This is a genomic window from Rhodospirillaceae bacterium (assembly GCA_018662005.1).
Classification (GTDB): domain Bacteria; phylum Pseudomonadota; class Alphaproteobacteria; order Rhodospirillales; family JABHCV01; genus JACNJU01.
Genome location: JABJHA010000010.1, coordinates 67,359 through 80,569, shown reverse-complemented (window position 1 = coordinate 80,569; position 13,211 = coordinate 67,359). Strand labels below are relative to the sequence as shown.

The 13,211-nt window shown below is 54.8% G+C and carries 12 protein-coding genes; 1 reads left to right on the top strand and 11 read right to left on the bottom strand.

Translation table 11 applies throughout. The annotated features are described in order from the left end of the window. Positions 1-56 precede the first annotated feature (56 nt). From mdh to HOL66_05845, 11 genes are all read right to left on the bottom strand, one after another. Positions 57-1,406 carry a malate dehydrogenase gene (gene mdh, locus HOL66_05895; protein MBT5243756.1) on the bottom strand — a complete coding sequence of 450 codons (1,350 nt, stop codon included), beginning with the start codon at positions 1,404-1,406 and terminating at the stop codon, positions 57-59. 146 nt (positions 1,407-1,552) lie between these two features. Then, on the bottom strand, positions 1,553-2,518 hold the full coding sequence (gene nadC, locus HOL66_05890; protein MBT5243755.1) for a carboxylating nicotinate-nucleotide diphosphorylase: 966 nt from the start codon (positions 2,516-2,518) through the stop codon (positions 1,553-1,555). Beyond that, a complete protein-coding gene (gene nadA / locus HOL66_05885; protein ID MBT5243754.1) occupies positions 2,400-3,395 on the bottom strand; it encodes a quinolinate synthase NadA in 996 nt (331 codons plus the stop codon). The genes nadC and nadA overlap by 119 nt, the downstream gene beginning before the upstream one ends. Before the next feature lie 113 nt (positions 3,396-3,508). Continuing rightward, positions 3,509-4,591, bottom strand: coding sequence for a cell division protein ZapE (locus tag HOL66_05880; protein MBT5243753.1), 1,083 nt, complete (start codon positions 4,589-4,591; stop codon positions 3,509-3,511). A 69-nt stretch (positions 4,592-4,660) separates the two neighbouring features. Beyond that, a complete protein-coding gene (locus HOL66_05875; GenBank protein ID MBT5243752.1) occupies positions 4,661-6,016 on the bottom strand; it encodes a Gfo/Idh/MocA family oxidoreductase in 1,356 nt (451 codons plus the stop codon). 15 nt (positions 6,017-6,031) lie between these two features. Beyond that, on the bottom strand, positions 6,032-6,808 hold the full coding sequence (locus HOL66_05870; protein ID MBT5243751.1) for a succinate dehydrogenase iron-sulfur subunit: 777 nt from the start codon (positions 6,806-6,808) through the stop codon (positions 6,032-6,034). Between the two features lies 1 nt (position 6,809). Continuing rightward, the gene (locus tag HOL66_05865) at positions 6,810-8,600 is read right to left on the bottom strand and encodes a succinate dehydrogenase flavoprotein subunit (GenBank protein ID MBT5243750.1); all 1,791 of its coding nucleotides are present in this window, start codon (positions 8,598-8,600) and stop codon (positions 6,810-6,812) included. A gap of 7 nt (positions 8,601-8,607) precedes the next feature. Then, positions 8,608-8,991, bottom strand: coding sequence for a succinate dehydrogenase, hydrophobic membrane anchor protein (sdhD, locus tag HOL66_05860; GenBank protein MBT5243749.1), 384 nt, complete (start codon positions 8,989-8,991; stop codon positions 8,608-8,610). Positions 8,992-9,004: 13 nt separating this feature from the next. Continuing rightward, positions 9,005-9,424, bottom strand: a complete 420-nt coding sequence (sdhC, locus tag HOL66_05855; GenBank protein MBT5243748.1) for a succinate dehydrogenase, cytochrome b556 subunit — start codon at positions 9,422-9,424, stop codon at positions 9,005-9,007. 1,062 nt (positions 9,425-10,486) lie between these two features. Continuing rightward, positions 10,487-11,545, bottom strand: coding sequence for a MaoC family dehydratase (locus HOL66_05850; protein MBT5243747.1), 1,059 nt, complete (start codon positions 11,543-11,545; stop codon positions 10,487-10,489). After that, positions 11,542-12,420, bottom strand: coding sequence for a CoA ester lyase (locus HOL66_05845; protein MBT5243746.1), 879 nt, complete (start codon positions 12,418-12,420; stop codon positions 11,542-11,544). Before HOL66_05845 ends, HOL66_05850 begins: the two co-directional genes overlap by 4 nt. Before the next feature lie 203 nt (positions 12,421-12,623). Between HOL66_05845 and HOL66_05840 the strand changes: the two genes are divergently transcribed. Next, the gene (locus tag HOL66_05840; GenBank protein MBT5243745.1) at positions 12,624-13,211 is read left to right on the top strand and encodes a response regulator; all 588 of its coding nucleotides are present in this window, start codon (positions 12,624-12,626) and stop codon (positions 13,209-13,211) included.

Below are 13,211 nucleotides of genomic sequence, written 5' to 3'. Positions count from 1 at the left end.
TCCTTTAAGTTCCCTTGCTTTACGGGCCTTGCGGACCATCAAAATCACAGCAGACTTTACTTTTTCTTTCTGGCAGCAGCCTTACGAGCGGGCTTTTTCTTTGCTGTCGCTTTCTTCACTGCTTTTTTGACCGCCTTTTTCACAACCTTTTTCTTGGCAGGAGCTTTTTTCACTGCCTTTTTCTTGGCCGGGGCTTTTTTCACAGCCGCTTTTTTCACGGCTTTTTTGACAACCTTTTTCACAGCTTTTTTCACAGTCTTTTTCTTGGCGACCGCCTTCTTCCTGGCCGGGGCCTTCTTCTTGGCAGCCTTTTTAGGTGCAGCCTTTTTCTTGGCCGGAGCTTTTTTTACTGCCGCCTTTTTGGCTGCTGGTTTTTTCCTGGTTGGTTTTTTCTTGGCCGCAGTTTTCTTTTTGGCCGGAGCTTTTTTCGCAGCAGCGGCTTTCTTGGCAGCCTTTTTCTTCAGGCCGAGGATGACCCTGATCAAACCTTTAACGGCGCGAACCGACTGGTTGAAGCCGGCTTTTTCTTCCTTATCGAGCTTGATCTCAACGATCCGCTCCACACCCCTGGCGCCAATGACGACCGGAACGCCAACGTACAAGTCTTTGACCCCGTATTGACCTTTAAGAAATGCTGCGCACGGCAACACACGCTTTTTGTCATTCAGGTAGGCATCGGCCATCTGAATGGCGGCGCTGGCAGGGGCATAAAAGGCCGAACCGGTTTTAAGCAGACCGACAATTTCAGCACCGCCATCACGGGTGCGTTGGACTATCTCATCAATGCGTTTCTGGGTCGTCCACTTCATCTTGACCAGATCGGGCAGCGGCACGCCACCGACTGTGGAATAGCGTGGCAGCGGCACCATGGTATCGCCGTGGCCGCCAAGGACAAAGGTCGAGACATCCTCCACCGAAACCTTGAATTCCTGCGACAGGAAATAACTGAAGCGGGCTGAATCAAGCACACCGGCCATACCGACCACCTTGTTGTGGGGCAAGCCGGAGGCTTCACGCAGCACCCAGACCATGGCGTCGAGCGGATTGGTAACGCAGATCACGAAGGCTTTGGGGCAGTTTTCCTTGATGCCCTGACCGACGGATTCCATAACCGAGGTATTGATGCCAAGCAGGTCATCGCGGCTCATGCCCGGTTTACGAGGCACGCCGGCAGTCACGATAACAACGTCTGCACCACGGATGGCGGCGTAACTGGATGCGCCCCTGACTCCGCAATCGAAACCTTCAATGGTTGAAGATTGTGCCAGATCAAGCGCCTTGCCCTGTGGCACGCCATTAACAATGTCGAACAGAACAATGTCGCCTAGAGCTTTCAGTCCGGCCAGATGTGCAAGTGTTCCACCGATATTTCCGGCGCCGATTAGGGCAATCTTGTTACGTGCCATGAATCCATCCCCTCGCTTATTGTAAAATCTTGTTAAAATGTCGCCGCAACGATTGATTTTGCAGCACAATCATCAATTTTTTTAACGCTAATTAGACCCTAGGGCAAGGGGAACCTACCTGAAAGGGTTGCCGGATATTGTTGGATTTATAGTGGCTCTATCATATCAAGACCAATATCGACGGCCCCTGCCGATTGGGTGATGTGACCGACAGAAATAAAATCGACCCCGGTTTCGGCAATCGCCCTGATGGTCTTAATATTGACCCCGCCCGAAGCCTCTAGCGGAATGCGCCCTCCGGACATTTCCACCGCCTGCCTAAGCTCATCATTACTCATGTTATCAAGGAGAATTTTATCGGCCCCTGCGGCCAGCGCCTGTTCGACCTGCTCAAGGGTGTCGCATTCCACCTCGATATCCTTCAGGCCCGCTTGCTGCGCCAGTTTCAGGGCCTGGGTTACCGAACCTGCTACGGCGATATGATTATCCTTGATCAACACCCCGTCATCGAGACGCATACGATGATTTGTCGCGCCACCCAGGCGCGTCGCGTATTTGGAAAGCTCTCTCAGGCCCGGAATCGTTTTGCGGGTATCGAGAAGAACCGCGCCGGTGCCGGCAATGGCATCGACAAAACGCCCTGTCTCGGTGGCAATGCCCGAAAGCATCTGAACGATGTTCAGGGCCGTACGCTCGCCGCTTAGAAGCGCCCGTGCCGGTCCTTTCAACAACATCAACTGGCCGTCCTTTGGCAGTCGTGCGCCGTCTTCGCTCAAACATTCAATATGGGCATCGGGGGCCAGGCGCCTAAAGACCTGAAGGGCAATATCGAGACCGGCGACGATGATGTCCTGACGCGTCGCCATCACCAGTTCAATGCGCGTATCCTTGCCGAGTGTTGCCGCAGACGTCAGATCACCGGCGCCCAAGTCTTCTTCAAGGGCGTCGTCGATCAGCCGTTCTATGGTTCGTTGGTCCGGGGTGGTCACACTTTTACTCTGCCGCTTGCGACGCCGCACCAGTGCCCTTCGGCGACATTTCGAGCATCCGCTCAATGGGTTTGAGCGCACGCAGACGTAAATCTTCGTCCATTTCGATACGGGGGCCGTCATTCTTTATTGCCAGATAGAGTTTTTCCATGGTGTTCAGGGCCATGTAGGGACAATTGGTGCACGGACAGGCATCGACATCGCGCGCCTCGCTAACCCCGGGAGCGGCAATGAAGGTCTTTTCCGGATTGGTTTTTTGCATCTGGTGGATGATGTGGGGCTCGGTGGCGATGATAAATTCCTGAGACGGGTTGGTGGCGACAAAATTAAGGATACCCCTGGTCGAACCAATATAATCCGCCAGTTCGAGGATCGTGTCGGGACATTCAGGATGGGCGGCGACTTGTGCGTGGCTGTGTTCGGCCTTCAACTGCAAAAGCAGGTCTTCGGAAAATTCTTCATGGACGATGCAACTTCCCGGCCACAGAACCATGTCACGACCGGTCTTTTTATTGAGAAAATTTCCCAAATGACGATCAGGGGCGAACAGGATCGGCTGATCTTTGGGTAACTGATTGATGATCGCTTCGGCGTTTGACGATGTCACGATAATGTCCGAAAGCGCCTTAACCTCAGCCGAGCAATTGATGTATGTCAGCGAGATATGGTCAGGATGAGCGTCGCGCCAGGCCTGGAATTCCTGTGGCCCGCACGCCTCTTCAAGGGAGCAACCGGCATCGCCGTCGGGCAACAGCACGGTGCGGCGCGGGTTGACGATCTTGGCGACTTCGGCCATGAAACGTACGCCGCAAAAAACAATTACATCAGCGTCGGTTTCAGCTGCCTTGCGCGACAGATCAAGGCTATCACCAACAAAATCGGCAATGTCCTGAATTTCATAGTCCTGATAATAGTGGGCCAGAATGATCGCATTCCTGTCCTGCCGTAACCGATCAATCTCGGCTTTCAGGTCAAGGCCGGACGCGATGGAATTGGTCAAATCTGTATCGGGTAATACAACGGTATCGCTCAACGAATGTCTCCACTGGATGGGGTTTACTCTCCTGATTTAGTCGTAAGTAGCCAATTGCACAAGGGCAAGGGCAAACCCTGTCAGGCGGGCTGGTCCCGGCCAAGATAGTCTTCGGATTGCATTTCCATCAACCTTGATGCGGTCCGTTCAAACTCGAAAGACCCGTCACCTTTTGTATAAAGTTCCGATGGCTGGGCGGCTGCCGAACAGACCAGATTGCCGCCACTTTCATAGAGCGCGTCAATCAGGGTCACAAAACGCTTGGCCTCGTTGCGATTTTCAGGCCCCATGCACGGAATATCGTAAAGCAGCAGGGTGTGATAACGCCCGGCCACGGCCAGATAATCCGCCGGACCCAGCTCAGTCCCGCACAATTCATCAAAGCCGATCATGGCGACGCCGTCAGCGGCCATGGGAATATCCAGTTCGCGACCGTTGACAATGACCGGTTCGGAAAGTTCTTCGGCTTCGCTGGTCAGGCGCTCAAACAACTGACCCAGGTGCTTTTCTGATTTCTTGCTGTGCGGGGTCAGATAGACACCGGCTTGACGGATGGTTTCGCGGCGATAGTCCAGGGCCCCGTCAAGCATCAGCAGATCGAGTTTTTCTTCCAGAAGGTCGATAAACGGCAGGAACAGGGCACGTTGCAGGCCATCTTTATAAAGATCGGACGGCGGCCTGTTCGATGTCACCACGACAACCACGCCTTCATCGAAAAGAGTTTCAAACAGGCGGCTTAAAATCATCGCATCGGCAATGTCATGAACCTGAAATTCATCGAAGCACAGAAGGGTTGCCTCTTCAGCCAGGCGCTTGGCGATCGGCGGGATCGGGTCATCGCCACGGCCCTTCCATTTGCGGTACTCATTCAGGCGGGCATGAATTTGCTGCATAAAAGCATGAAAGTGGACACGTCGCTTGTTCTGCACCGGTGCGGTTTTGAAAAACAGGTCCATTAGCATGGATTTGCCACGCCCGACGCCGCCGAACATGTACAGGCCCTGGGGCGGATCTTCACGTCTGCGGCCCAGGCCGAAACGGTCCTTCCAGCCTTTGCGTCCGCTCGCCGGCTCATAAGCGGCAAGGGCATGATGAAGGCTTTGCAGTTTTTCCACAGCAAGGCCCTGGGCCGAATCGGGTCGCAGTTCCCCGGCCTCTAACATGCGACGGTAATCGTTGAGCGGACCTTCCAGTTTAGCCACCTTTAGCTTCCGAAATAACCAAATGTCATTCTAAATCAAGCCACCGACCGGATCAAATGTTGCTTCCATCTGGCGGCGAAACTGAAACGCCATGCTTGTTTCATCTATTTCAACATCAGAAAATTTAATCAACTGACCGTTGGCAATATGGGTTTTTAAGGTGACGCCACTGGCAAGCCCCATGGGCAGATAACCGTTATGACAGGATTTGGCCGCCCCCATCAACGTGCCGTAAACGGTGTAGCCGCCTTCGCCGTCGAGCACCTCGCCGGCTTCCAGTCCGCGTTTTGCCGTTGCAACCACGTCGCCCCGAAAATCCTGCGCCACACCGGTTGGCTGACCGGTAAGCCCTGCTGCAATGACGCTGATCCCCAGTTCCAGGCCGATCAGATGGAACGGCCTGTAAAGAGCGCAGTAGCGTCCACTGTCGTCAGTACGAACACCGTATTGTTCAAAACAGGTCCGCACATAATCCGATGGCGCTTCAAAGGAAACAAACACGCCCCATCGTAAATCCCGTTCGACTTCCCGCCCGTCGCGCTGAAGACTCGAAATGACCTCGACCATGCCCTTTTCGGCCAAAACACCGCCATCCGCTTGCGGACGCAGAACCTGGGCCAGTTCGTCGATCCCGCACGGCGGAAATTGCAAACCGTCATCAGGCGGCGCGAGGTCGCAGGCGTTGGCCACCGCCGCCATCTCAATGGCCGACTTGGTGCCGTCCAGAAACGAGTTAAACATCTTGGCGTTCATGCCCGCCGCCACCGCTTGCTTAGGCGTCAGTCCGTAATGGTCCCAGACCGTTTCGGGCGTCGAGGCATGATACTGGGGCAGATACTTGGTTCCCTTACCCGCCGAAATGACCTGGAACCCACAAGCCCGGGCCCAATCCACCTGCTCGGCAATCAGCGCCGGTTGATCGCCGTAAGCCATGGAATAAACAACATTGGCCTCTACCGCCCGTCGGGCCAGCAGGGGGCCTGCCAGGGCGTCGGCTTCCACATTGACCATGATCACATGACGACCGCGCTCGAAACATTTCAGGGCGTGAGCGATACCGGCTTCGGGCTCCCCGGTCGCCTCAATCACCACTTCGATACCGCCGGCCCTTATCAGTTCGTCTGCATCATCGGTAATATAGGTGGTGCCCTCGGCCAAAGCCTTGGCTGGCGACGTGGCCTGATAACGCTCAGGCGGCCAGCCGGTGGCCGCCAGTTGTTCGCGGGCGCGGGCGACATCAAGATCGGCGATGGCGAGAATATGCAAGCCCGGTGTGTGCAACGCCTGGCTTAGGAACATGGTGCCAAACTTTCCAGCCCCGATCAGGCCAACCCGCAAAGGCATATCCTGTTCGGCCCGCTGCTGAAGCATGGCATACAAGTTCATGGGGAGTACCCTAAACTACAAACGTTTGACTTGCGCCTTCTTTATCTCGGCGATGGCTTTGCCGGGATTGAGGCCCTTGGGGCAGGTGCTGGTGCAATTCATAATCGTGTGGCAACGGTATAACTTGAACGGATCGTCCAGATCATCAAGCCGCTCGCCTGTCGCCTCGTCCCGGCTATCGGCAATCCACCGGTAAGACTGCAACAACACGGCCGGTCCCAGATAGCGATCACCGTTCCACCAGTAACTGGGGCAACTGGTCTGGCAGCAGAAACACAAAATACATTCCCACAAGCCGTCCAAGCGGGCGCGCTCTTCGGGGCTTTGCAATCTTTCACTGTCAGGGGCTGCGGTGTCCGTGCTCAACCACGGCTTGATCGATGTGTACTGGGCGTAGGGCACCGTCAGGTCTGGCACCAGATCCTTGATCACCGGCATGTGCGGCAGCGGGTAGATTTTAACATCACCCTTGATCTCGGAAATCGCCTTGGTACAGGCCAGGGTATTGGTGCCGTCAATATTAAAGGCGCATGACCCGCACACACCTTCACGACAGGAGCGCCGGAAGGTCAGGGTGGTATCCATTTCGTTCTTGATCTTGATCAGCGCGTCCAGAACCATCGGCCCGCATTTATCGAGATCAACCTCGAAGGTATCGAGGCGCGGATTTTCACCGCTGTCCGGATCAAACCGGTAAACCTTGAAGTTCTTGATCCGGGTCGCCCCGTCGGGGGCTTTGCGGGTTTTGCCAGGGCCGACTTTGGAGTTCGCAGGAAGGTTGAATTCTACCATGTCAGTACACCCGCGCTGCCGGTTCGATGTAGTCAACGTCGTCGCTGAGTGTCCAGGTATGGACGGGACGGTAGCTTAAAGTGACCTTACCGTTCTCGTCGATCCAGGCCAGCGAATGTTTCATCCAGTTTTCGTCATCCCGGTCGGGGAAATCTTCGCGGGCATGGGCGCCACGGCTTTCCTGACGGGCGACAGCCGAATGAATGGTCGCCTGGGAGCAGGCCAGAAGATTTTCAAGCTCCAGCGCCTCAACAAGATCGGAATTCCAGATCATGGAACGATCCGAGACACCTATCTGATCCATTGAGCCTGTAATCGCGTCGACATTTTTTTGGCCTTGTTCCATTGTTTCCCGTGTTCGGAAAACGGCGGCGTCACGCTGCATGGCGCGCTGAAGCTCACCCCTGATCTCGCTGGTTTTTGATGCTCCGTCGGCATGACGCAAGACGTCAAGGCGGCCCAGCGCGCGATCTGCCTGATCCATGGGTATCGGTTTGGGTTTCGAGCCCTTCTTGATCGTTTCGACAGCGCGGATCGCCGCGGCCCGTCCGAAGACGACAATATCGAGAAGCGAATTGGTGCCCAGTCTGTTGGCCCCGTGAACCGAGGCACAGGCGCATTCACCAATCGCCATCAGGCCACCGACGACAGCGTCGGGATCGCTTTCAGTGGGGCGCAAGACTTCGCCGTGATAATTGGTTGGAATGCCACCCATGTTGTAGTGAACCGTCGGCAACACCGGAATCGGCTCGCGGGTTGCGTCAACGCCGGTAAAGATTTGCGCCGATTCGGTAATCCCCGGGAGCCGCTCGAGCAGCAAGTCTTCGCCCAAATGCTCAAGATGCAGGAAGATATGATCATCCTCGTCGCCAACGCCGCGGCCTTCGCGTATTTCAACGGTCATGGCCCGGCTGACAACATCACGCGAGGCCAGATCCTTGGCCGTTGGCGCGTAACGTTCCATGAAACGCTCACCTGCCGAATTGGTTAGATAACCGCCCTCGCCGCGCGCCCCTTCGGTGATCAGGCAACCCGAACCGTACATGCCGGTTGGATGAAACTGGACAAACTCATGATCCTGCAAAGGCAGGCCCGCACGGGCTACCATGGCGTTGCCGTCGCCGGTACAGGTATGGGCCGACGTGCACGAGAAAAAGGCGCGGCCATAACCACCGGTCGCCAGCACCGTTTTGTGGGCGCGGAAGCGGTGCAAGGTGCCGTCATCCAGATTCCAGGCCATAACGCCGCAACAATCGCCCTCGTCGTCCATCAGCAAATCAATAACGACGAATTCGACGAAGAACTCGGCGCCGCGCTTCAGGCATTGCTGATAGAGCGTATGCAGGATGGCGTGACCGGTCCGGTCGGCGGCGGCGCAGGCGCGTTGCACAGGGGCCTCGCCAAAATTGCGCATATGGCCGCCAAAAGGACGCTGGTAGATTTTGCCTTCTTCATTTCGCGAAAACGGCACCCCGAAGTGCTCCAGTTCGTAAACCGCCGCTACCGCCTCGCGGCACATGTACTCAATGGCATCCTGATCGCCGAGCCAGTCCGAACCTTTAACGGTGTCGTACATGTGCCAGCGCCAGTTATCTTCGGCCATATTACCAAGCGAGGCACCGATACCGCCCTGAGCGGCAACCGTATGGCTGCGGGTCGGGAACACCTTGGTGATACAAGCGGTTTTAAGGCCGCCGTCCGCCATTCCCAGTGTCGCACGAAGGCCGGCCCCGCCAGCCCCGATAACCAGGACGTCATGAATGTGATCGGTAATTTCGTATGCAGGGGACATGATTTTATTAACTTCCGAAAGCAACGCGGAAAATAGCAAGCAGCGAGGCAATTCCGCCAAGATAGGCAAAGGCTTTAACCGCGATCAGGGCGGTTATTTTACCGACTTCGCTTTGAACATAATCTTCGACAACAACCTGCAGGCCCTGTTCGGAATGATAAAAGACGGTCACCACCGTCAGCACCATAAGCAGCGTGTTGCCGGGATCCGAAACCCAGGTCATATAATCATTATGGTCGGCGCCAACAAGACCGAGGGCGGAAATCACGAACCACAACATCAACGGCAGCAGCGCCATCGAGGTCAACCGCTGGGCCCACCAATGACTGGTGCCGCCATTTTTTGCCGGACCGAGGCCGCGAGCATGGGCGAGAGGTGAGCGCATTTCCATTCGCGGGGCTCCTTTAAATGATCCCGGCGCGCACGTAGGCGACGACCCAGGTTAACGCTGTCAGTCCAAAGGCGATAATAACAACGACAATACCGGTCGCCCGCAACATCGGCATTTCAAAACCAAGGCCGACATCCCAGATCAGATGACGAATGCCGTTGGCAAGATGATAAAACAGCGAGAAAGTCAGGCCCAGCAAGATGAGTTGGCCGATGGGAGAACCAAAAAAAGCTTGGGCGCGAGCGAAGGCATCCGGGCCATAAGCCGCTGCCGATAACCAGTAAATCAGAAACACACTGCCAAAAGACAGGGCGACGCCCATCATCCGGTGCAGGATCGACAGGACAGATGTGATCTGCGGGTTGTAGACCTGAAGGTGCGGCGAAAGCGGCCGCGCCCTTGTCACACCGGGTGTTGATTTCTCAGCCGTCATGAAAAGTCCGAATGATTATAAACAAGCTTCCCAACCCGTTTAAACGCTCAATTCAGGCAAGTCAACTTTCACAACCCCAACCCGAAGGGAATAAAAAAAATACTCTTATTACATTAGTTTATTCTAAATTAAGTTTTAAACTCGAAACCCTAATCTGTTGATTCCAAAGAAAACCCACCAAAGCATGTGAACACAGTTGTGGAAAACATGTGTGTCAAATGTGGGCATGTGGAATTTTTATTCACAGAAAAGTTGTTTTCCCACAGATATTTATATTGAAGCCACAACCGATTTTTCAGACCATGTATCGCGTATGTGAAAGTGCCGATGCCGTGAATTTTGAGATTGTTTCCTGATCGCCCTTCGGGACCTGATGGAGGCGTTATTGATGAATTTTCGGCCTTTTGAGCGCCCACGCGGTGTCCGCACCGTCGGCGTTCGGAAGATAGTGTCTTTCGTGAAAGGTTTAAGTCCGCGCTTCGGCCCGGATTTGATTTTACGGGGTCGCCGCGAAAAAACTGACCTCACTAAAGTGGGGCGGACCTTTCGCTGGCAGGCTGCTCTTCCCTGGTGGAGACTGGTCGCGCTTAGCGAAAGAGCAAACCTCAAATTCCGGTCTCGGCCGGAACGACGGGAGAGCTAGGGGACAGGGAGGTTCAGACTGTTATGCAGCCAGAACACCAGTCGTTCCGGAAGGCCTTGCCTTCCAGGGTTATCTGAGGATCAAGAAGTTTCGGCTTTTTTATTTTTTGGGCACCCGCTTTTAGTCCGCAGCACTGAGGACGGCGATGGCGCGTCGGAGAATTGTTGGAATTTAAGATTTTTCACGCCGGTGCAAGCCGGGGTGGGGATTTTAAAGGAAGGCAGTTCACACCACCAACGGTCAAGGGCGGTTCTCTGCCCAGGGTTCGTCCATGAACCGATGGTGATGATGGCGACAAGCCCGCTTTTCATATGCACGGAGCCTGGCCGGCTCCAATTAGAGGCGTCAGGTGCGCAGCTTAGGCCGCGCGTTATACAGGTTTCCCAGGATCTGTATACCTGACGCCTCTTTCATTTTCCTTAACATCTTTTTGGAATAAGCACCGTGTAGTCAAAATCAAGGACTACGGATGGATCGTATTTGCCGTCTTCTCCCTTATCGGGGAAGTTCTCGCAAGCCTGGTCCTTACTGGCCACCGTGCGTAGACGTAAGGCTCCCAGATCATCGTGCCCAGACAATGCGGATTTACCGAGAACTTCGCTCCACGCATAGATCGTATCACCGCCAAATGTCGGCGCCACGTGATTGCCGCCATTGATGGCGGCAACCTTGAAGGCATTGCCCAGGCCATTAAACGACAACGCCCGGGCCAACGAAATAACATGACCGCCATAAACAATACGGCGCCCAAAGCGGCCTTCCTTCTGGGTATGCTGGTTGAAATGCACCTTGGCTGTATTTTGATAGAGTCGTGTCGCCAACATATGATCGGACTCCTCAATCGTCATGCCATCGACGTGATCGATTTTTTCGCCCGTCTGATAATCGTCCCAAAGCATATCGCTTCCCGACAACATGGTGTCGAAACCGCCCATTTCCAGACTGTCAGGAACAATCAAATCTTCATCGGCAACGAAAACCGGCAATTCAGGAACGACGGGTTCCGGGGCCGGGCTGGCCGGATCGCGTTTGTTGACCATCACCCAGCGAATAAAATCAAGTACCGGCTCGTCGCGCTGGTTATGGCCAACTGAATGAACAAATACAATGCCGGTTTTGGCGTTGGAATTTTCCTTTAAACCAATCACCCGCGATGAAGCCCTGAGCGTATCTCCCGGATAAACGGGAACCCCGAAACGTCCCGCCGCATAGCCCAGGTTGGCCACCGCGTTTAATGAAATGTCGGGGACGGTTTTTCCAAAGACGACATTAAACGCCAGCATGTCATCAATGGGTGCGGCCTCGAAGCCTAGGGACATGGCAAACATGTCAGATGAATGAACCGCGAAGCGGGTCCCATAAAGAGCCGTATACAGTGACGCGTCCCCTTCGCTTAAAGTCCGCGGTGTGGCGTGAACAATTTCCTGACCCAGAGAAAAATCTTCAAAATAATTGCCGGGATTTGTTTTATTGCTCATAGGCTATCCTTGCCTGCGATCGCTTCTGCCATAGCGACCAGACGCAGGGCGTTTTCCACATGCAGGTTCTCAATCAGTTTTCCCTCCACGACGATCACACCCTTGCCTTCTTTTTCAGCTTCTGCGTGGGCAGCGATAATTGTTTTGGACCACTCTACCTCTTCAGATGACGGTGCGAAAACCTGATTAGCCACATTAATGGTCTTGGGATGGATCAGTGACTTGCCATCAAATCCCAGCTCCAGCCCCTGGGTGCAGGAATGCCTGAAACCTTCTTCGTCATCAAGATCAAGATGGACGCCATCAACAATGGCGACCCCGGCCGCCCGTGCCGCCAGCAGACAAAGCCCCAGACTGGTGATCATCGGCAGGCGGTCCCTTGTGTGGGCGGCGTGCAAATCCTTGCCCAGGTCCGATGTGCCCATAACGAAACCAACCAGTCGGGTGCTCGAAAAGGCAATTTCTTCGGCGTGAAGCATACCCAGCGGCGTTTCCATCATGCACCAGATGCCTAAATCATCAGGGGCGCCGGCTTCTGTCATCAGTTTCTCAGCATCCTGAACCATCGCCGCACTCTCGACTTTTGGCAGCAAGATGGCATCGGCCCCGGATTTGGCCATGGCGCTGACATCATCACGGCCCCAGTCCGTATCAAGGGCATTGACCCGTACGATCAATTCGCGCTCGCCGTAGCCGCCGGAATTCAAGGCTTCGATGATCTGCGAACGTGCACCTTCTTTGGCATCAGGGGCGACGGCGTCTTCCAGATCCAGAATCAGGCCGTCGGCATCAAGGTTGCGGCCCTTGTCCAGGGCCCTTTCGTTAGAGCCCGGCATATAAAGAAAGCTGCGTCGGGGGCGTGCGCTCTGTGCCATGATGAAACCTCATGAGTTGTTTTGCAGTTGCGAGAAGCTACATCCGGATTATGTCTGAAAGCAAGACCGCCTTTCACATCGTGAAAACCGCTGCCCGTTCTTTCCTTTCCGGGTAGATTTTAAGATTGTTTATTAACCCCTACACTATAGACTCCCTATGGCCCAACATTGCCGATACGACAACAGACACTGGACACGCCTGAATGGCCGACGCCTATCTTGCCAATGTTAAATTCCTCGTCGTCGAGGATAACAAATTCATGCAAACCGTTGTCCGGCGGGTACTTAATTCGCTTGGCACCAAGGAGGTGCGCGAATGCGCCGACGGTGCTGATGCCTTAAAGGTGCTTAAAACTTTCCCCGCCGATATTGTCATAACCGACTGGGCGATGGAGCCGCTGGACGGTATCGAATTGACCCGAATGATCCGCAACGCTTCTGACAGCGTAAACCCGTATGTGCCGATCATCATGCTAACCGCCTATTCGGAAATGATCCGGATCGTCGAGGCGCGGGACGCCGGGGTCAACGAATTTGTGGTCAAACCCATCTCCGTCAACACCCTGTTCAGCCGTATTCAGGCGGTGATCGAGAAACCGCGACCGTACATTCGCATCAATAACTTCTTCGGTCCTGACCGCCGTCGCAAGGACATGCCCTTTGAAAAGCCCGACAGGCGCACGGGAAGAAGCACACTGCCCGACAGCGTAGGCTCAGACGAACCCGAACTCGACCAGGACGAAATCAACACGCTGATGAACCCCGGCGAGGGTGAAGGCGAAGTGAGCTAA